We start from the raw sequence: 18,840 nt of genomic DNA on the forward strand, positions 1-18,840 counted from the left end.
GTGTGCACGGCCCCTGTCGGTCGTCCTGCGCGCGGAATGCGCACCGGGCGGACGTTGTGACTTCGCGTGACTCTGTGCCGATGCCATGGCGCGACGTCGCCGGGATGCCAGTACCCTGGCCCGGCACGACGCCTCGGCCCGACCCCGGCGAGGGAGAGTCACTGCACCACTCCCTCTTCGCGCAGGCTCTCGATCTCTTCCGGCGTGCTGCCGAGTTCGATCAACACCGCGTCGGTCTGTTCGCCGAGCGCGGGCACCGGGTCCATGCGCATCTCCACGTCGGAGAACGTCATCGGCGGCAGCACCGCGCGGATCGGCCCGGCTTCGGTGCCGACCTCGCGCCAGCGGTCGCGCGCGGACAGTTGCGGGTGCGCGATCAGGCCCCTCATGTCGTTGAGCTGCGCGGCGGGGATACCGAACTTCGCCAGCAGCTCGTCGAGCTCCCGGGTGGCGAAGCGGCGGGTCTGCTCGGCGACGGCGGCGTCGACCTCCGCGCGGTGGCGGACCCGCTCGATATTGGTGACGAAGCGCGGGTCGTCGGCGAGCTCGGGGACGCCGAACACGTCGGTGACCAGGGCGCGCCAACCGCGATCGTTCTGTACGCCGATGAGGATCCGGCCGTCGGCGGTCGGGTAGGCGTCGTAGGGGGCGATCGAGGCGTGCGACAGGCCCATGCGCTGGACCTGTGTGTCCTGGTACATCTGCATGTACATGGAGTGGCCGAGCCATTCGACGGTGGCGTCGAACATGGCGATCTCGATGGTGGCGCCTTTCCCGGTGCGCTCGCGGCGGAACAGCGCGGCCTGGATGGACGACAGCGCGTAGAGGCCCGAGGCGATATCGGCCGAGGGCACACCGGTTTTGGTCGCGGTCTCGGGGGTGCCGGTGATCGAGCACAGACCGGTCTCGGCCTGGATGAGCATGTCGTAGGCCTTGCGGTCGCGGTACGGGCCGTCGGTGCCGTAGCCGCTCATGTTGACCACGATCAGTCCGGGCTGCTCGCGGCGCAGCTCGTCGGCGCCGAAGCCCAGCCGCGCGGCGGCGCCGGGCGCGAGGTTCTGGATGAACACGTCGGCGCGGGAGATCAACTCGCGCAGCAGCTTGCGGCCGCGGTCGTCCTTGAGGTCGAGGGCGATGGATTCCTTGCCGCGGTTGAGCCAGACGAAATGCGAGGCCAGGCCGTGCACGGCGGCGTCGTAGTTGCGGGCGAAATCGCCTTCGCCGACCCGTTCCACCTTGATGACCCTGGCGCCGAAATCGGCCAGGTGGCGGCTGGCCATCGGCGCGGCGACGGCCTGTTCGAGGCTGACGACGGTCACCCCCGCGAGTGGCAGTTCGCCCGAATCCGTTGCCGCGCCGGGGTGGCCGGTATCAGCGCTGCCCACCGGTCGCCTCCCGTTTGGCCTGCTTCACCAGCTGACCGCCGATGATGAGCCGCTGGATCTCGCTGGTGCCCTCGTAGAGACGCAGCAGGCGAACGTCGCGGTAGATGCGCTCGACGGCGACATCGCGCATGTAGCCGGTGCCGCCGTGGATCTGCACCGCCAGATCGGCGACCCGGCCGACCATCTCGGTGCAGTACAGCTTGGCCGCCGACGGACCGACGCGGCGGTCCTCGCCGGAGACATAGCGGGCGGCGACGTCGCGAACGAGGGCGCGACCGGCCAGCACGCCGGTGTACTGGTCGGCGATCATGGCCTGGACCAGCTGGAAATCGCCGATCGCGGAGCCGCCCTGGGTGGCGGTGGCGGCGTAGGCGACGGATTCGTCGAGAGCGCGCTGGGCGGCGCCGACGGCCAGCGCGGCGATGTGCACGCGCCCGCGGGTCAGCGACACCATGGCGGCCCGGTAGCCGACGTCCTCGCTGCCGCCGACCAGCGCCGAATTCGGCACGCGCACAGCGGAGAAGCGCACGTCGGAGGTCCAGGCGCCCTCCTGGCCCATCTTGCGGTCCTTGACGCCCACCTCGAGGCCGGGGGTGTCGGCGGGGACCAGGAACACCGCGATGCCCGGCCCGTCGGAGTCGGCCGCGCGGGTGCGGGCGAACACGACGAACAGGTCCGCGGAGGGGGCGTTGGTGATGAAGCGTTTCTCGCCGTCGATCACCCAATCAGTGCCCCCTCTGCGATCGCCGTCGCGAACAGCTTTGGTCCGCAGCCCGGCCGGGTTGGAGCCCGCGCCCGGTTCGGTGAGGGCGAAGGAGGCCACCACCTCGCCGGAGGCGATGCGCTCGAGCCAGGTCTGCTTCTGCTCCTCGGTGCCGTAGGTGACCAGCACCTGGCCGGCGATGCCGTTGTTGGTGCCGAACATCGAGCGGAACGCGAGGGTGGTGTAGCCGAACTCCATCGCCAGCTCGACATCCTGGGCGAGGTTCAAGCCCAGACCACCCCACTTCTGCGGGATCGCGTAGCCGAACAGCCCCATATCGGCGGCGGCGCGGCGGATGTCGTCGGGGATGCGGTCGGTGTCGGCGATCTCCTGTTCGCGCGGCACCACCACCTCGCGGACGAAGGTCCGGGTCTGGGCCAGGATGTCGGCGAAGTCCTGGTCGGACACCTGCGACACCAGGGCGGCCTGGTCGGCGGCCATCGAATGCTCCTCTGCTGGAATGGGGTTCGCCGTCAGCGCGGGTTGCGGATCAGCTTCTTGTTGGCGAATTCGGCGATGCCGTAGTGCGAGAGCTCGCGGCCCACACCGGAGCGCTTCACCCCGCCGAACGGCAGATCGGGAGCCGAGCGGCTGGTGCCGTTGATCCACACCATGCCGGTCTCCAGCCGGTCGGCGACCTCGGCCGCCAGCTGTGCGTCGGCGCCGAACACCGCCGCGGCCAGGCCGTAGGGCGAGTCGTTGGCCAGTTCCACCGCCGCGTCCACCGAGGGCACCCGATAGACCACCGCGACCGGGCCGAACAGCTCCTCCCGGTAGACGCGCATGTCCGGGGTGACGTCGGTGAGCACCGTCGCCTCGTAATACGCGCCCGGTCCCTCGACGGGCCGCCCGCCGGTGGCCACGGTCGCCCCCTGCGCGACCGCTTCGTCCACCTGGCGGGCGAGATCGTCGCGCGCGCGCCGCGAGGACAGCGGGCCGAACGTCGTCGCGGGGTCCGTGGGGTCGCCGGGCCGCTGATCCCGCATGGCGGAGACGAACGCGTCGAGGAACTCGTCGTAGATCTCGTCGAGCACGATGAAGCGCTTGGAGGCCGTGCAGGCCTGACCGGCGTTGCCCATCCGGTTGCCCACCGCGGCGGCCACCGTCTGCTCCAGATCGGCGGCGTCGAGCACCAGGAACGGATCCGAGCCGCCCAGTTCGAGCACGTACTTCTTCAGGTGTCTGCCCGCGACCTCCGCGACCGCCGCGCCGGCGCGTTCGGACCCGGTCAGCGACACGCCCTGCACCCGGGGATCGGCGATGATCCGGGCGACCTGCTCGTTGCTCGCGAACAGATTGCGGTACACCGACTCCGGCGCGCCCGCCTCGGCGAACACCTCCGCGATGGCCAAGGCCGACTGCGGGCAGATCTGGGCGTGCTTGAGCAGGATCGTGTTGCCCAGCACCAGGTTCGGCGCGGCGAAGCGGGCCACCTGGTAGTAGGGGTAGTTCCACGGCATGACGCCCAGCAGCGGGCCGATCGGCTCGGTGCGCACCACGGCGGTGCCGGTCCCGGAGAAGGTCAGCGGCTCGTCGGCCAGGAAGGTTTCGGCATTGTCGGCGTAGTACTCGTAGATCGCGGCGCTGAGCGCGACCTCGCCGCGGGCTTGGGTGATCGGCTTGCCCATCTCCAGGGTGAGCAGGGCGGCCAGTTTCTCGGACTTGTCGCGGTAGAGCCGGGCGACCCGGCGCAGCAGTGCCGCGCGCTCGGGGCTGGGGACGCGCCGCCAATCGTCGTAGGCGGTCTTCGACGCGGCGAGGGCGTCGTCGATCTCGGCGTCGGCAGCCTCGGGGAAACGGGCGAGTACCTCACCGGTTGCCGGATCGGTGGTGGCGTAGTCGCTCATAGCTGTGCCCTCTTCTCGATGGCGGACTGCTCGGTGGCGGACTGCTCGGCGGCCCACTCCTGGGTGGCCGCCTTCTGGGTGGCCGATTTCTCGGGAGCCGGGTGCCCGACGATCGTGACCCTGTCGCTCATGGGGACGGCACTCCCAGATGGCCGCCGTCGATCAGCGCGTCGATCTCCTCGTCGGGCGCGCCGAGCAGATCGCGCACGACGGCCGCGCCGTCGGCGCCGAGCGCGGGCGCGGGGCCGGTCGACAGATGCCTGCCGTCGAACGTCGCCGGCAGGCCCGCCGCCAGGTAGGTGCCGATGCGCGGCTGGTCAAGGGGGCTGAACAGCGGATTGTCGGCGAGTTCGCCACCCGCGACGATCTCGGCGAAACCGCGGTAGCGGTCGAACAGCACCGAGGTGCCCGACAGCGCGGCCTCGACCTCGGCGGCGGTGTGCTCGGCGAACCAGGTGGCGAACACCGCGTCGAGCAGTTCGCGGTAGCGGTAGCGGTCGCCGTCGGTGGAGAAGTCCACGCCCAGCGAGGATTCCAGCGCCGCGACCACCTCGGTGCGGCCGGTGACCCGCACCAGATCGCGCATGTGCCGGGGTGTCAGCGCGACGACCATGAAACGCGCGCCGTCGCTGGTGCGGAAGTCCTTGCCGTAGGTGCCGTAGACGGCGTTGCCGGTGGCCTCGCGCTCCACGCCGTTGATCTGCACCTCGGTGAGGTAGCTCAGGTGACCGGCGAGGGCGAGCGCGACGTCCGACAGCGGCAGGTCGACGGCCGAACCCTGCCCGGTCGCCTCACGCTTGCGCACCGCCGCCGCGACGGCCAGCGCCGCGTACAGGCCGCAGGCCACATCCCAGGCGGGCAGCACGTGATTGGCCGGGCCGTCGTGGGTGGGAGAGCCGGTGATGAGCGGGAAGCCGGTGGCGGCATTGACGGTGTAGTCCACCGCCGCGCTGCCGTCGCGCTTGCCGAGGATCTGCACGGTGATGACATCCGGGCGCAGCGCGCTCAGCGTCTCGTGGCTCAGCCAGCCTCGGCCGCCGGCATTGGTGACCAGGATGCCGCCGCCCTCGCCCGGCGCGGTGATCAGCCGCTGCACCAGTTCCCGGCCCTCGGGACTGCGTAGATCGCAAGTGACCGACCGCTTTCCGCGATTGAGCCCGGCCCAGTAGATGCTCTCGCCCGCCTGGGTGACCGGCCAGCGGTTCTTGTCGCCCGCGCCGCCGATGGGGTCGACGCGGATGACTTCCGCGCCGAGCTGGGAGAGGGTCAGCCCACACAGGGGCGAGGCGACGAAGCTCGACACCTCGACCACCCGCAGCCCGGCCAAGGGGCGCGGGGCGCTCATGCTGTGTTGGTCGGGCATGGGCGGGGGGCCTGCGTGGTGATGCTGCGCTGCCGCCTCCGGCCCCTGACCGCTCATGCTGTGTTGGCCGGGCATGGGCGGGGGGCCTGCGTGGTGATGCTGCGCTGCCGCCTCCGGCCCCTGACCGCTCATGCCAGCAACCCCGTGAAGCGCCAATCCAATACCGGTCGCGGGGAAGCGGATTCGGAGCCCGGGCGGGGATGCGCGTGGACGATCGCGCGCAGCCGCACGGCGTGCCCGTCGCCGCAGGGTTCGGCCGACTCGATGTGCAGTTCGCTGGTGAGGGTGTCGCCCTCGCGGACCGGACCGGTGTGATCGCAGGACTGCCAGCCCAGCACGGTCACCAGTGCGGGCAGCGCGCGGGTGGCCTGGGCGAAGGCGAGGCCGATGGTGTGGCCGCCGTAGACCAGGCGACCTGCCTCGCCGCTGCGCTCGTCGTGGTGCACGGCGGCGATGTTGAGAGTGAGCCGCGCCAGTTCGGGTGCGCTGGTGACCACGTCGCCGCTGCTGTGGAAGACCGCGCCGACGAGGTCGGGGGAGAAGTGCGGGCCGGGCACACGAGCGCGGTAGGCGTCGAGATCCCAGCCTTCGACGGCTCGCGGATCACCGCTCATCGGCTCGCTCTCGGGGGCGCCGCTCGCGCCGGCCGCGGGGGCGCTGCCGATGGCCGAGAGGTCGTCGGCGCGGCGCACGCGATCCTCGGCGGCGGACGGGCTCAGCGGGAGCATGGCGCACCGGTGGAAATCCAGGACGACGCGGTCGTGCTGGTCGGTGGAGGTGATGCGCAGCGCGGCCAGACCGGTGGGGGCGCGGCCGGGCTTGGCGGAGTTCTCGCGCAGGCCGACCACCCGGGTGCGGGTGTAGAGGGTGTCGCCCAGGACGGGGAAGCGGTGGAAGCGCAGGCCGCGGTAGAAGAGGTTGGCCTTGACGTGGTGGGTGGCCAGGGTCGACTGGCCGATGGCGATGTCCCAGACGAGGCCGGGATGGGCCAGGGGAGCCGGCGAGCCGATGACTGCTTCGCCGAGGTGCGCGTCGAGGGGCAGACGCAGCCGATCGCCGAGGATCGCCTGATGAGAGGCGGCGAGCCCGCTGGTCAAGGTGACCGCGGGGGCGGTGTCGAACGTGGCGCCGGGCTCGAGTTCGTCGAAATACGGTCCGCCGACGAACGTCTCGCGTCGGTTCACAGCGTGGTCCACCTCGATCCCGGTCGCCGGCGATGCCGGAACGGCGCCGGCGATCCGGCACTGCCCGGAATATTTGCAGCGGGACAACGGTCATGTCAAGACCAATGTGCGGCTATGCTACCGATATGGCCGGTATTTGGCCGTACAAATCAGGCTGTGTGCATCAGTCCAGGGACATCAGTCCGGGTACATCAGACCGGGTACATCGGACCGGGTACTGCAGCCGTACACGTACATCGGAATTCAGGCGGAGATGTCCAAGCTCAACGACGAAGAGTCCTACCTGGTCGAGACCGTGCGGACGTTCATCGACCGCGAGGTGCGCCCGCACGTGCGCGAGATGGAGCACGCCGACACCTATCCCGAGAAGTGGATCGAGCAGATGAAGCGGATCGGGATCTACGGTCTGGCGATCCCGGAGGAGTACGGCGGTTCACCGGTCTCGATGCCCTGCTACGCGCGGATCACCGAGGAGCTGGCTCGCGGCTGGATGAGCCTGGCCGGGGCCATGGGCGGGCACACCGTGGTCGCCAAGTTGCTCACGATGTTCGGCACCGAGGAGCAGAAGCGCCACTACCTGCCGACCATGGCGACCGGCGAGATGCGCGCGACCATGGCGCTGACCGAGCCCTCCGGCGGCTCCGATCTCCAGGCGCTGACCACCCACGCTCGCGCCGACGGCGACGACCTGGTGATCAACGGTGCCAAGATGTGGATCAGCAACGCCCGCCGCTCCGGGCTGATCGCGTTGCTGTGCAAGACCGATCCGGACGCCTCGCCGCGGCACGCGGGTATCTCCGTGGTGCTGTGCGAGCACGGTCCCGGCCTCGAGGTCTCGCGGGATCTGCCCAAGCTCGGATACAAGGGCGTCGAGTCCTGTGAGCTGGCGTTCACCGACTATCGCGTGCCCGCGACCGCCGTTCTCGGCGGCGTGCCGGGCAAGGGTTTCGCGCAGATGATGAAGGGCCTGGAGGTGGGTCGCATCCAGGTCGCCTGCCGGGCGCTCGGCGTCGCCGCGGCCGCGCTCGCCGACTCCCTCGAATACGCGCAGCAGCGCGAGAGTTTCGGCAAGCCGATCTGGAAACACCAGTCGATCGGCAACTACCTGGCCGATATGGCGACCAAGCTGACCGCCGCCCGGCTGCTGGCCTGGCACGCCGCCGAGAAGTACGACGCGGGTGAGCGTTGCGACATGGAAGCGGGCATGGCCAAGCTGTACGCCTCGGAGATCGCGATGGAGGGCGCTTTGTCGGCCGTGCGCATCCACGGCGGCTACGGTTACTCGACCGAGTACGACGTGGAACGCTATTTCCGCGACGCGCCGCTGATGATCGTGGGGGAAGGTACCAACGAGATCCAGCGCAATGTCATCGCGGCTCAGCTCGTCGCGCGAGGCGGGTTGTAGCCGCGCGAGGCGGGTGTGACAGCCGGGCATGCCGGAAACAGCCGGAACGGAACGGGAGAGCACGGAGCACGATGGCCGCACGGGATACGGAACCGGCGCACCAGCTGGTGTCGCGGGAGTTGCGCGCGGGCATCGCCGCGGGGAGCTACCGCGGCGGGGTGAAGCTGCCCACCGAAGCCGAACTCGCCCAGCGTTATCGGGTGAGCAGGCAGACCGTGCGCCGCGCCTTCCAGGACCTCGTCGCCGACGGCACCGTCTACCGGGTGCCGGGCCGGGGCACCTTCGTGACCGAGCCCGACGGCCGCTACCTGCGCCACCACGGCTCCATCGAGGACCTGATGAACCTGTCCTCGGATACCACGATGGAGGTGCTCAGCCCGCTGCAGCGCCGCGTCGACATCGACGCCGCCAGCAGGCTGCGCCTGGACACCGATGTGGTGTACACGGTGGTGTTCCGGCGCATCCACGAGGGCGTGCCGTTCGTGCTGACCACCGTGCACCTGCCCGAGCACATCGCCCGGCCGCTGATCGACGCCCCGGAACTCGGCGCGGGCGCCTCGAGCGCGCACACCGTCATCGGACTGCTGGAACCGCGCCTGGACAGCCCGATCGTGGAAGCCGCGCAATCGATCACGGTCGCGCCCGCCACCGCCGAGATCGCGGGCGGGCTCGGTTGTGATGCCGGGCATGCGATGCTGCGGGTCGACCGGCTGTACTCGGACGCGGCCGGTCAGGTGATCGACCTGTCCATCAGCTATTTCCTGCCCGAGCACTACACCTACCGCGTCACGCTCCGCCGCAGCACGCTGTGAGCCGACCCGCTGCCGACCGGCGCCCGCCCTTCCAGGTGTTGTCGGATCGACGTCGCTGCACCGCACCGACCGGGAGGGCTATCTGGCTGAAATTCGGACGTCCATCACGAACGGACTCGCGGCCGCCGGTATCGACACTCCGGGGCGGGGGGACCGCCGGAGTGGATGACGTGGTCCGGCGACAGAAGGAACGGGTCAGCGTATTCCGGCGGTGATGAGCGGGGCGATGACGCGGCGGGCCAGATCGCGGGCGACCTCGTCGTCGCCGAGGTCGTAGCCGGGGGCGGGCAGCAACAGGTAGCCCATGGTGAGCCGGATGATCGCGTCGGCCTGCAGGTCGGGGTTGCCGGGCGGCAGGGTCCCTTCCTCCTGACCCGCACGGATGCGGGCGGAGATGAAGCGATGGCCGATGTCGATCGGCGACGGGGCGCCCGCGGACAGGATCGCCAGCAGTTCGGCATTGCGCTCGGGGTCGTGGCTGTCGGCGAGCAGCCGGTCGCGCAGCCGCAGGCAGGCGAGGAAGGCTTCGGCGATGCGGTCGGCCGGGTCGATGACGGTGAGGAAGGTCGTGGTGATCTCGGCCAGGAAGGTGCGCAGGGTGTGCGCCACCGCCGCCTCGAACAAGGCGTCCTTGCCGCCGTAGCGGCGGAACAGGGTGGCGCGGCTGACGCCGGTGCGCGCGGCGATGTCGTCCATGGTTGCCGCGTGGGTGCCGCGCTCGGTGAGCACCCGCAGCGTCGCCTCGTAGACATTCGAGACGTCGGGACCTGCCGCGGAGTGTGCCACGACCTTGGCGACCGCTCGGCCGAACAGACTGGTCAGCGGTGCGGAGGGGCGAGGCATTCGACCATTGTCGCACCTGAGACTTACGTGCTACTAATAGTCTCATGAGCGAGGGAGTGACCGACCGGGCGAAGCCTGTGACGACCGACGTGGAGCCCGCACCTCTCGGCCCGGATTCGGTGGCCTGGTCGGTGTTCGGTGATCTGACATTCGTGCTCGGCGCCTCGCGCCGGCTGCTCATCGACGTCGGCCACCCGATCGTGGCCGCGGGCGTGAGCGAGTTCTCGGTGTTCGAGTCCGACCCGTACGGCCGTGCCGACCGGACCTTGAACATGATCATGGGCGTGGTCTACGGCCAAGAGGAAGCGCTGGCCACCGCCAGGCGGCTGCGCGATCTGCACAAGCACTTCAAGGGGCAGTACCCCGACGGCTCCCGGTGGAGCGCGCTGAACCCGGAGGCCTTCCACTGGGTGCACGCCAGTCTCGTGCACGGCGTCTACACCCAGCAGAAGCTGCTCGGGCGCGGCTGGAAGCCCGGCGAGGTCGAGCAGTTCTACCAGGAGATGCGCCAGGTCGGCCGGATGTACGGCGTGCGCGAGCAGGACATGCCCGTGGACTGGGACAGCTTCTGCGTGTGGTTCGACGAGATGGCCGCCACCGAGCTGGCACGCTCCGAGGTCAGCGACCGAGTGCTCGCCGTGGTCGCCGGGCCCAAGCCGCCGCCGATGATCCCGGTGCTCAGGATCCCGGTCGTGTGGAACCACACGGTGCGCCCGGTCGCGGGCGCGACCCTGACCCTGATCACCGCCGGACTGTTGCCCCCGCACCTGCGCGAACTGTTCGGCGTGCCGTGGTCGCGCAGCCGCGAGATCGCGTTCGACACGCTCGCGGCGATCTCCCGAACCGTGCTTCCCCGGCTGCCGCGGTTCGTGCGACTGGTCCCGCCAGCCCGGCGCGCGCTACGGCAGGCGCGGTGACGCGGGCGCGGCGCCGCCCGGCCGCCGGGCGGGCCGGATCGCCGGTTCAGCGGCGAAGGCCGGATCGGCGCCGGGGTCCGGTCGTCGACAGCGGCGGCCCGATCGAGGTGACCGAGGTCCGCGGCGCGGACGGCACTGTGCTCCATACCGAGATCCACGGTCATCCGGACGCGCCGACGATCGTGCTCACCCACGGTGTCCTGTGCGATCTGGCCTTCTGGCGCAAGCAGATCGCCGACCTCAGCGACGAGTTCCGGGTGGTCGCCTTCGACCATCGCGGGCACGGTCTCAGCGACCAGCCCGCGCGGGGCAGCTACACCCTGGACCACCTGGCCGACGATCTGCACGCGGTGCTCACGGCCACCGTCCCGGCAGGCGAACAGGCGGTGCTGGCCGGTCACTCACTGGGCGGTATCGCTGTGATGGCCTGGGGCGCGAGGTATCCCGATGATGTCGCGCGGCGGGTGCGCTCGGTCGCGCTGGTGAACACCACGCCCGGCGAGATCCTCGACAACGTGCATTTCCTGCGCGGCCCGCGACGGTTGCTCGGCGCCCGCAGGCGGCTGGCCATGACGGTGGCGCCGCTGGCGGGAATTCCCCTGCCGCGCAGGATGCCGGTGCGCAGGCGGCTGCTGTCGCACGTCGCGCTGGGATCGACGACCGTGGCGAGCGCGGGTCGCGAGCTGGATCGGATGATCGGCGCGACCTCACCGCGCGGACGCGGCGGGTACGGCGGCATGCTGGTCAACATGGTGACCAGCATCGACCCGAGCTCGCTCGACGTCCCAGCGCTGGTGATCGCCGGGCGCAGGGACAAGATCGCGCCGCCCGCGCGCTCGGAGATCATCGCCGCGCGCCTGCCGCAGCTGATCGATTTGCGGGAGTACGACACCGGGCACTGCGGACCGCTGGAGTGCGCGGACGAGGTCACCGCGTCGTTGCGCGCGCTGGGCCGGGGCGAGCTGGGACAGGCCGGGAAAGCGACGGCCTGACCGAAAACGGTCATCGCGATCGGCGCGGTGGGCGACCCGCCCGATGCGCGACCGGGATTTCCGGTGTGTGGGGGGGTAGTGAACGAGGAGAACGATGATCCGAGGACGAGACAACGATGTCACGGTCCGCCGGACCCGGGGGTGGCGCGCTGTCACCACCCGTGCGGGTTCGGCCCTGGCGGCGGTGGCCCTGCTGGTCACCGGCTCGGCGGTCGGCACCGCCGCGCCCCCACCGGGTTTCGACGAATTCACCGGGGTCTGGCCGACCGCGGTCGACCAGGCGAACTGCCGCCCCGGCGACCGGGTGGAGACCGGGCTACAGGGCGAGGTGCCGCTCGACGACCGCAGATCCCGGCGAAGCACGGCCGGCTACAACTGCAATATCGACCTGGTCGGGCAGTATCAGGGCCTGGGCGCCGGGCCGGTGAGTCCGACCTACGAGAACTGCGCCTATATCGCCTCGACCTTCCCGGGCAACCTGTTCGGCCCCGACGCGGGCGTGCACGTGGTCGATGTCAGCGATCCGGCCGACCCGGTCCGCACCGCGGTGCTCACCGAACCGGCCATGGTCGGCGGCACCTGGGAGTCGATGAAGGTGCACCGCGGACGCGGCCTGCTCGTGGCCACCGGTGTCGGCCTGATCCTCGGCGCGGGCTACATCTCGATCTACGACATCTCCCAGGACTGTGCGCATCCCCGGCTGTTGAACACCACGACCGGGTCCATGCTGAACATGCCGATCCCGATCACCACCCACGAGGGCGATTTCTCCCCGGACGGCAACACCTACTGGGCCTCGGGCATCGCGCCGGGCTATGTCAGCGCCGTCGACATCAGCGATCCCACGCAGCCGATGGTGGTGTGGGGCGGGCTCACCGGCGTCGAGGCGCACGGCATGGGCTTCACCCCCGACGGCAACACCATGTACCTGGCGAACCTGGGCGGCCTGACGATCATCGATGTCTCGGCCGTGCAGAATCGGGTGCCGCGCACCGTGATCGGGCATCCGCTGCCGCACATCGGCCAGAAGTTCTGGACCGACGGCTTCATCAACCAGCACAGCATCTACGCCACCTACGACGGCGAGCCGCACCTGTTCACCGTCGACGAGGGCGGTTCGGGCGGTGTGAAGCTGTTCGACATCGCCGACCGGGCGAACCCGAAGTGGCGCACCAGCGCGAAGCTGCAGATCAACCTGCCCGAGCACGCCGACCGCTGGGCCTCCAGTTCGGCGGGCAACGGCGCGTTCGCCTACGACGCGCACTACTGCCGCCTGGACCGTCCCGACGACCCGCGCCTGATGGCCTGTAGCTGGATCCAGTCCGGGATCAGGGTGTTCGATGTGAGCGACCCCGACCACTTCCGGGAAGTCGCGTACTACAACCCGCCCGCGCAGACGGGAAAGCACCTGCAATTGCCGAACTCGTTGCACGCCGTGCTCGGGTCCATCATCGGGCCGCCGATCATCGGCACCATCGCGCTGGCGCGCGCGGTGATCCAGGGACAGACCTCGCTCAACGGCGTCGTCAACGATCAGAGCAGGCTGCTCGGCGGCGACCTGTCCGCCGACTGGTGCCTCTCGCCGCCGGAGTTCCACGGCGACAAGCTGTACGTGGCGTGCATGGACAACGGGTTCATGGCGCTGCAGCTCGATCCGTCGGTGTTCCGGTCCTGATGAGCGCGGCGGACGGAGCGGAGGAGCGGCGGTCGTGGCGGGTACGGGCCGTCGCGCTCGCGGCCGGGGTGCTGTGTGTCGCGGCCGGGGTGCTGATCGGCTGGTTCGCCCGCGGCGACGGCGGGACGGAGGCGGCGGGCGGTGAGCGGGTGGTGCTCGCCGACGCCGATATCGCCTTCGCCCAACAGATGTCGGCGCATCACCAGCAGGCGCTGACCATGGTCGAGATGCTCGGCCCGGACGCCGCGACCGAGGTGCGGGCCGCCGCCGAGCAGATCCGGGTGTCGCAGTGGCGGGAGGTCGGCACGCTGACCGGCTGGCTGGAACTGGTCGGCGCGCCCATGCAGCCGACGGTCGAGCGGGGCACGCACGACGGACACGGTGGGCACGACGGACACGGCGGTGACGATCATGCCGGGTCGGCCTCGGGGATGGCCGGGATGGCGTCCGACGAGGAGTTGACCCGCCTGTACCACGCGGCCGGCCTCGAGCGGGAAGTGTTGTTCCTGCAGTTGATGATCCGGCACCACCAGGGCGGCGTGGAGATGGCGGCGGCGGGGGCGGACGCCACCGCCTCGGCCGCCGTGCGGGCCAGGGCGCTGTCGATGCTCAACGGTCAGCAGCAGGAGATCTCGACGCTGTCGGTGCTGTTGAGTCGGCGCGGTGCGGAGGTCCTGGCATACCCGTGAGCCGTCGTTTCGAACACCTGTTGAATCACTGATTGAAACGTGTTCTACTCGGTGGGTGAGCCGAGCCGAGTCCGACACCCGGGAACGACTGCTGGCGGCAGCCGAGCGGCTGTTGCTGGAATCGGGATACGAGAAGGTCTCCATCCGGGCGGTGTGCACCGCGGCCGAGGTCAATCCGGCCGCGGTGCATTACCACTTCGGTTCGAAGGACGCCCTGGTCGTCGCCCTGCTGCAGAGCAGGCTCGCACCGCTGTGGGAGTCGTCGATGGACGGCCTCGCGCAGCGGTCCGCCACGGTGGCAGAGTGCGTCGCGGCGGTGATCGAGCCGCTGGTGACCTTGGCCGACGACCCGGCCGGGCGGCTGTACCTGCGGTTGCTCGCCCGGTTGGTGCAATCCCGTCGCGACATGGGCTGGACGGCCCGCTGGTTCGCTCTCGCCCCCTTCGTCGAGTTGCTGCGCGGGCAGTGCCCGTGGGTGAGCGAACGGGAAGCGCGTGCGCGCTGGCTGCTCGCCTTCGATCTGATCCTCGGCCGGTTCGGCGCCCCGCTGGCCGACGACCACATCCTGTCCCCGCACGCGGTCACGACGCTGCGCGAGTTCGTCACCGCGGGCTTGTGCACGCCCGCGGACCAACGAACGACGCTTCTGGAGAAACGATGAACAAGGTATTCACCCCCGCCCAGCTCGGGCCGATCACCCTGCGCAACAGGGTGATCAAGGCCGCCACCTTCGAAGGCCGCACCCCGGACGCGCTGGTCACCGACGACCTCATCGAGTACCACCGCGCCCCCTCACGCGGCGGCGTCGGTATGTCCACGGTCGCCTACTGCGCGGTCGCCCCGGAAGGCCGCACCGACCGCCACCAGATCTACATGCGCCCGGAAGCCGTGCCCGGCCTGCGGAAACTGACCGCCGCGATTCACGCCGAGGGCGCTGCCGCGAGCGCGCAGATCGGCCACGCCGGTCCGGTGGCGAATTCCGCGTCCAACCGCCTGCCCGCGCTCGCCCCCAGCGGGTTCTTCAACCCGCTCGGCATGGCGCGGGCACACAAGCCCGACGCCGCCGAATTGGCCAGGGTGGTGCGCGATTTCGCCGCCGCCGCGCGCACCGCCGAGGAATCCGGTTTCGACGCCGTCGAGTTGCACTTCGGCCACAACTACCTGGTCAGCGCGTTTTTCAGCCCGCTGCTCAACCGTCGCCGCGACTCCTACGGCGGCAGCCTGGCCAATCGCGCCCGGCTTGCCCGCGAGGTCGCGCAGGCCGTGCGCGAGGCGGTCGGCGGCAGGATCGCGGTGCTGGCCAAACTGAGCATGGACGACGGCGCGCCCGGCGGGCTGCACATCGAGGAGAGCCTGCAGATCGGCCGCTGGCTGGAGGAGGACGGCACCCTCGACGCGCTGGAGCTGACCATCGGCAGCTCGCTGCTCAACCCGATGTACCTGTTCCACGGCGACGCCCCGCGCAAGGAGTTCGCCAAGGCGTTCCCGCCGCCGATGAGCTGGGGCATGCGTCTGGGTGGTCGCTTCTTCCTGCGCGAATTCCCCTATCGCGAGGCGTACATGCTGGACCTGGCGCGACAGTTCCGCTACGAACTGAAGATGCCGCTCGTCCTGCTCGGCGGGATCACCAATGCCGAGACCATGCAGCTGGCGATGGACGAGGGCTTCGAGTTCGTCGCCATGGCCCGTGCTCTGCTGCGCCAGCCCGATCTGCTGCTGCGTATCCGAGAAGACGAGAAGACCAGGTCGCTGTGCACGCACTGCAACAAGTGCATGCCCTCCATCTACGACCGCACCGTCTGTGTGCTGGCCCGCCCCGACGAGCTCGCCGCACACTGACGGATTCGCCGCGACACCGGCGAAATCGCCTGCGACACCCGCGAACTCGCTACGTACCGATGAAATCGCCGCGCACCGGCGGTCCCCCGAACCGACGAAGGATCAATCGATGACCGACAAGACCGTGCTGATCACCGGCGCGGGCGGCGGCCTCGGCGGCGCGACCGCCGAACTGTTCGCCGGCCGGGGCTGGCAGGTGCTCGCCGCCGACCTGCGTCCGCCGCGGCCCGCGCCGAATCTGATCCCCCTCGCACTCGACGTGACCGACTCGGCCTCGGTCGCCGCGGCGTCGAAGGCCGCCGAGGAGCACGCGCCCGGCGGGATCGACGCCGTGGTGACCTTCGCCGGAATGATGTTCACCGGCCCGCTGGTCGAGGTCGCCGAGGAGGATATGCGGCGGATCTTCGAGGTCAATGTGCTCGGCACCTACCGGGTGGTCAAAGCCGCGTTCCCACTGATCCTGCGCGCCCGCGGACGGGTGATCACGATCAGCTCCGAGACCGGCTGGCAGAAGGCGCTCATGCTCAACGGCCCCTACGCCATGACCAAGCACGCGATCGAGGCCTACTCCGACGCGCTGCGGCGTGAGCTGATGTTCCTCGACATCCCGGTCAGCACGGTGCAACCCGGCCCGTTCCGTACCACGATGGTCGAGGGCATCCGCGCCACCTTCGACAAGGCGAAACAGAACTCGACCTATTTCGCCGAACTCATCGGCAAGGTGGGGGCGATGGCCGAGAAGGAGAACGCGAGCGCCAACGACCCGCAGATCCTCGCCGAGGTGGTGTGGCGGGCGGCCACCACCGCGCGCCCGCGTAGGCGCTATTCGGTGAAGGCCGATCTCAGCCGGTCACTGATGCACCGGCTGCCGGACGGCCTGCTCGACCCGCTGTTGAAGAAGCTGCTCGCACCCCGCTGAGTCGGCCGACCCGGGTCAGACCGCGTCGGCCCGGGTCTGGTGGGCGCCCGAGGCGATCCGGATCAGTTCGGCGTTGAACCGGTCGGCGGCCTCGACATTGGCCAGATGCCCGGTCGGCCAGATCTGGTAGTCGGCCAGCGAGCCGGTGGAGTGCAGCGCGTCCACGATCGGGCGGTTCATCCGCTCCGGCAGGAGCTTGTCGTGCAGGCCGGAGATGACGGTGGTCGGCACCGTGATGTGCTTGGCCGCATCGCCGAGGTGCATCATCGCCAGCGCGGCCGCGTGCAGGCCGCGGGTCAGTGGGCGGCACGACCGGACGATGTTCATCGCGAAGGCGACCTCGTCGGCGGTGGCGTGCTTGCCCACCACCCGGCCGCGCATCGCGTTGTGGAGCAGCGGGTTCACCAGCGGACCGCCCGGCATCGGCACCGGGGCCGACAGCAGGGTCTCGCCGACGACGAGCGGCAGCCGCAGATCGCGGCCGAGCAGGGTGATCGGCCTCTTGCCCACCACCAGGGGCTTGTTCAGCAGCGGAATGAGATCGGTTTCGCCGCGGATGTTCTGGGCGGCGGTGTTGGCGAGCACGACCGAGGCGGCGCGCTCGGCGACCTGCTCGGGGTAGCGTGCGGCCCAGGCCTGCACGGTGAGGCCGCCCATGCTGTGCCCGACGAGCACGGCGCGGCGGCCGCGCGGCAGGGTGGCGTCGAGGACGGTGTGGAGATCGTCGGCGAGGGTCTGCTCGCTGGGCGCGATCCGGCCCAGGCTGGATTCGCCGTGTCCGCGCTGATCGTAGGCGACCACGCGGAACCGATCGGCCAGCGCGTCGATCTGCGGGTTCCAGTACTCGATGCAGCAGCTCCAGCCGTGGATGAGCACGATGACGTCGCCGTCGGCCGGACCGTAGCTGCGCACCCGCAGACGCGCGCCGTCGACAGTGGTGACGCGGGTCTTCTCCGAGGGTGTGCTCGGCTTGTTCAGCGCGGGCGTCGAGTACTTCCGGGACCGCAGGGCGGCCCGGTAGGCAGCGGTCAGCGGCTCGGCGTCACGCACCCCCGCCAGAGTCTTCATCGACGTCACCAGCATCGCACACTCCTTTGTGTCTACGGTCACGGTACCGCGCGAGCAGGGGTGCTTGCTAGTGCAAGCGCTCGGTCCCGGAAAACCTGACCTCCGATACTGGGGTACCCGATAATCGGTCCTTCGAAATTTCCGATCAGCCCACAATTTGTCCGGTGGTTCGATGGCGTTCCCCAATGGTTCATCGTGGCGCGGTTCCGCGGTGCTACCGGCCGTCCGACGACTGTTACCGAGTCGTGAGCGCCGCGGTGTCGCGGTTTCGGGACACGCGCGGTCGGTGGCGCCCGGCCCGGACGCCCGGCTACCGTGGGGGAGGTGGAGCCCCCCCTCGAATCTCTTGCCTTCCAGTCACCGGAACCGCAGCCGTGGGGTTCCGCGGGTCGGTCGGCGCCGGAGGGCCGGGGCGGCTGGAAATCGCTGAGTCTGCCGTTGCTGACCGGCGCCGCGGGCGTGGGCGCGCTGGTGCTGCTGCACGTGCGCGACCCGCATGTCGAGAACTCCTACGGCATCTGCCCGACCTGGGGACTGTTCGGGGTCTACTGCCCGGGCTGTGGCGGAATGCGCGCGGTGCACAACCTCACCGACGGTCGCGTGCTCGATTCGTTGCACAGCAACCTGCTCGCGCTGCCGCTGATCGTGCTGTTCTTCTGGTTCGTCGTGGACTGGGCGATCCGGGCCCGGCGCGGCCAGGGGCCTCGGCTGCCCGCCATCGACCGCACCGTCACAGTGTCGATCTTCGTGTTCATCGCCGCGTACGCGGTACTGCGCAACACCCCGTGGGGGACCTGGCTCACCCCCGTGTAGAGCACCTCGCACACACCTCGACCAGAGGAAGGATCGCTCGCCCATGAAGGATTCCGTCGAATCCCGGTCCGAGGACCCCGCCGCCGAACCCGCCGCGATCAACGGCCACGAGTTCGCCGACGGCGCGGCCGACTCGCTCCGGGAGCGGGTGCGGGCGAAGCTGCTGCGACAACTGCGCGAGGACGGGCCGCCCGACACCGAACACGACGATCCGCGCCGCATCTCGGTGGAAGCCGATCTGGACGCCCTCGACAGTGTGGCCGACGGCGACCCGCTGATCGAGGAGCTCGCCGAGCGCTACCTGGTGTTCTGAAGCCGCATCCCCC

The 18,840-nt window shown here is 70.1% G+C and carries 19 protein-coding genes; 11 read left to right on the plus strand and 8 right to left on the minus strand.

The features are described from left to right. Positions 1 to 158: 158 nt before the first annotated feature. The 6 genes from NS3_RS12075 to NS3_RS12095 form a co-directional block, all read right to left on the minus strand. A complete protein-coding gene (locus tag NS3_RS12075) occupies positions 159 to 1,385 on the minus strand; it encodes a CaiB/BaiF CoA transferase family protein (RefSeq protein WP_067858356.1) in 1,227 nt (408 codons plus the stop codon). Further along, positions 1,372 to 2,589, minus strand: coding sequence for an acyl-CoA dehydrogenase family protein (locus NS3_RS12080; RefSeq protein ID WP_084495420.1), 1,218 nt, complete (start codon positions 2,587 to 2,589; stop codon positions 1,372 to 1,374). The genes NS3_RS12075 and NS3_RS12080 overlap by 14 nt, the downstream gene beginning before the upstream one ends. A 32-nt stretch (positions 2,590 to 2,621) precedes the next feature. Next, complete coding sequence (locus NS3_RS12085) at positions 2,622 to 3,995, minus strand: NAD-dependent succinate-semialdehyde dehydrogenase (RefSeq protein ID WP_067858359.1); 1,374 nt, start codon at positions 3,993 to 3,995, stop codon at positions 2,622 to 2,624. After that, positions 3,992 to 4,126 carry a hypothetical protein gene (locus NS3_RS30345; protein WP_281205434.1) on the minus strand — a complete coding sequence of 45 codons (135 nt, stop codon included), beginning with the start codon at positions 4,124 to 4,126 and terminating at the stop codon, positions 3,992 to 3,994. Before NS3_RS30345 ends, NS3_RS12085 begins: the two co-directional genes overlap by 4 nt. Next, positions 4,123 to 5,340, minus strand: a complete 1,218-nt coding sequence (locus NS3_RS12090) for a CoA transferase (RefSeq protein ID WP_067858363.1) — start codon at positions 5,338 to 5,340, stop codon at positions 4,123 to 4,125. The genes NS3_RS30345 and NS3_RS12090 overlap by 4 nt, the downstream gene beginning before the upstream one ends. A gap of 146 nt (positions 5,341 to 5,486) precedes the next feature. Continuing rightward, a complete protein-coding gene (locus NS3_RS12095) occupies positions 5,487 to 6,542 on the minus strand; it encodes a MaoC family dehydratase (protein ID WP_067858796.1) in 1,056 nt (351 codons plus the stop codon). 253 nt (positions 6,543 to 6,795) lie between these two features. Here NS3_RS12095 and NS3_RS12100 point away from each other — a divergent pair, with 253 nt between their 5' ends. Further along, positions 6,796 to 7,947, plus strand: a complete 1,152-nt coding sequence (locus NS3_RS12100) for an acyl-CoA dehydrogenase family protein (protein ID WP_067858366.1) — start codon at positions 6,796 to 6,798, stop codon at positions 7,945 to 7,947. 71 nt (positions 7,948 to 8,018) lie between these two features. Then, positions 8,019 to 8,759, plus strand: coding sequence for a GntR family transcriptional regulator (locus tag NS3_RS12105; RefSeq protein WP_067858369.1), 741 nt, complete (start codon positions 8,019 to 8,021; stop codon positions 8,757 to 8,759). 195 nt (positions 8,760 to 8,954) lie between these two features. Here the strand turns inward: NS3_RS12105 and NS3_RS12110 are convergent, their stop codons facing one another. After that, entirely contained in the window at positions 8,955 to 9,602 is a 648-nt protein-coding gene (locus NS3_RS12110; RefSeq protein ID WP_067858372.1) for a TetR/AcrR family transcriptional regulator, read from the minus strand. A gap of 44 nt (positions 9,603 to 9,646) precedes the next feature. On the opposite strand from NS3_RS12110, the gene NS3_RS12115 reads away from it, so the two are divergent. The 7 genes from NS3_RS12115 to NS3_RS12145 all read left to right on the plus strand — a co-directional run bounded on the left by NS3_RS12115 (position 9,647) and on the right by NS3_RS12145 (position 16,633). Next, entirely contained in the window at positions 9,647 to 10,519 is an 873-nt protein-coding gene (locus NS3_RS12115; RefSeq protein WP_067858375.1) for an oxygenase MpaB family protein, read from the plus strand. A gap of 107 nt (positions 10,520 to 10,626) precedes the next feature. Next, positions 10,627 to 11,511, plus strand: a complete 885-nt coding sequence (locus NS3_RS12120) for an alpha/beta fold hydrolase (RefSeq protein WP_067858378.1) — start codon at positions 10,627 to 10,629, stop codon at positions 11,509 to 11,511. A 94-nt stretch (positions 11,512 to 11,605) separates the two neighbouring features. Continuing rightward, on the plus strand, positions 11,606 to 13,186 hold the full coding sequence (locus NS3_RS12125) for an LVIVD repeat-containing protein (protein ID WP_067858381.1): 1,581 nt from the start codon (positions 11,606 to 11,608) through the stop codon (positions 13,184 to 13,186). Then, positions 13,186 to 13,875, plus strand: a complete 690-nt coding sequence (locus NS3_RS12130; protein ID WP_067858384.1) for a DUF305 domain-containing protein — start codon at positions 13,186 to 13,188, stop codon at positions 13,873 to 13,875. Before NS3_RS12125 ends, NS3_RS12130 begins: the two co-directional genes overlap by 1 nt. A gap of 55 nt (positions 13,876 to 13,930) precedes the next feature. Continuing rightward, positions 13,931 to 14,536: a TetR/AcrR family transcriptional regulator gene (locus NS3_RS12135; RefSeq protein WP_067858386.1), complete on the plus strand. Its 606-nt coding sequence runs from the start codon at positions 13,931 to 13,933 to the stop codon at positions 14,534 to 14,536. Next, entirely contained in the window at positions 14,533 to 15,714 is a 1,182-nt protein-coding gene (locus NS3_RS12140) for an NADH:flavin oxidoreductase (RefSeq protein ID WP_067858389.1), read from the plus strand. Before NS3_RS12135 ends, NS3_RS12140 begins: the two co-directional genes overlap by 4 nt. 109 nt (positions 15,715 to 15,823) lie before the next feature. Next, positions 15,824 to 16,633 (plus strand): SDR family NAD(P)-dependent oxidoreductase, encoded by an 810-nt coding sequence (locus NS3_RS12145; protein WP_067858392.1) that lies wholly within the window; start codon positions 15,824 to 15,826, stop codon positions 16,631 to 16,633. Positions 16,634 to 16,648: 15 nt separating this feature from the next. Here NS3_RS12145 and NS3_RS12150 read toward each other — a convergent pair whose 3' ends face one another. After that, positions 16,649 to 17,716 (minus strand): alpha/beta fold hydrolase, encoded by a 1,068-nt coding sequence (locus tag NS3_RS12150; RefSeq protein WP_067858395.1) that lies wholly within the window; start codon positions 17,714 to 17,716, stop codon positions 16,649 to 16,651. A 309-nt stretch (positions 17,717 to 18,025) separates the two neighbouring features. Between NS3_RS12150 and NS3_RS12155 the strand changes: the two genes are divergently transcribed. Together NS3_RS12155 and NS3_RS12160 are read left to right on the plus strand one after the other, a co-directional pair. Then, on the plus strand, positions 18,026 to 18,514 hold the full coding sequence (locus tag NS3_RS12155) for a DUF2752 domain-containing protein (protein WP_067858799.1): 489 nt from the start codon (positions 18,026 to 18,028) through the stop codon (positions 18,512 to 18,514). Between the two features lie 43 nt (positions 18,515 to 18,557). Then, on the plus strand, positions 18,558 to 18,827 hold the full coding sequence (locus NS3_RS12160) for a hypothetical protein (protein ID WP_373865296.1): 270 nt from the start codon (positions 18,558 to 18,560) through the stop codon (positions 18,825 to 18,827). Positions 18,828 to 18,840 lie beyond the last annotated feature (13 nt).

This window comes from Nocardia shimofusensis NBRC 100134, assembly GCF_001613125.1.
GTDB classification, from domain to species: Bacteria; Actinomycetota; Actinomycetes; order Mycobacteriales; family Mycobacteriaceae; genus Nocardia; species Nocardia shimofusensis.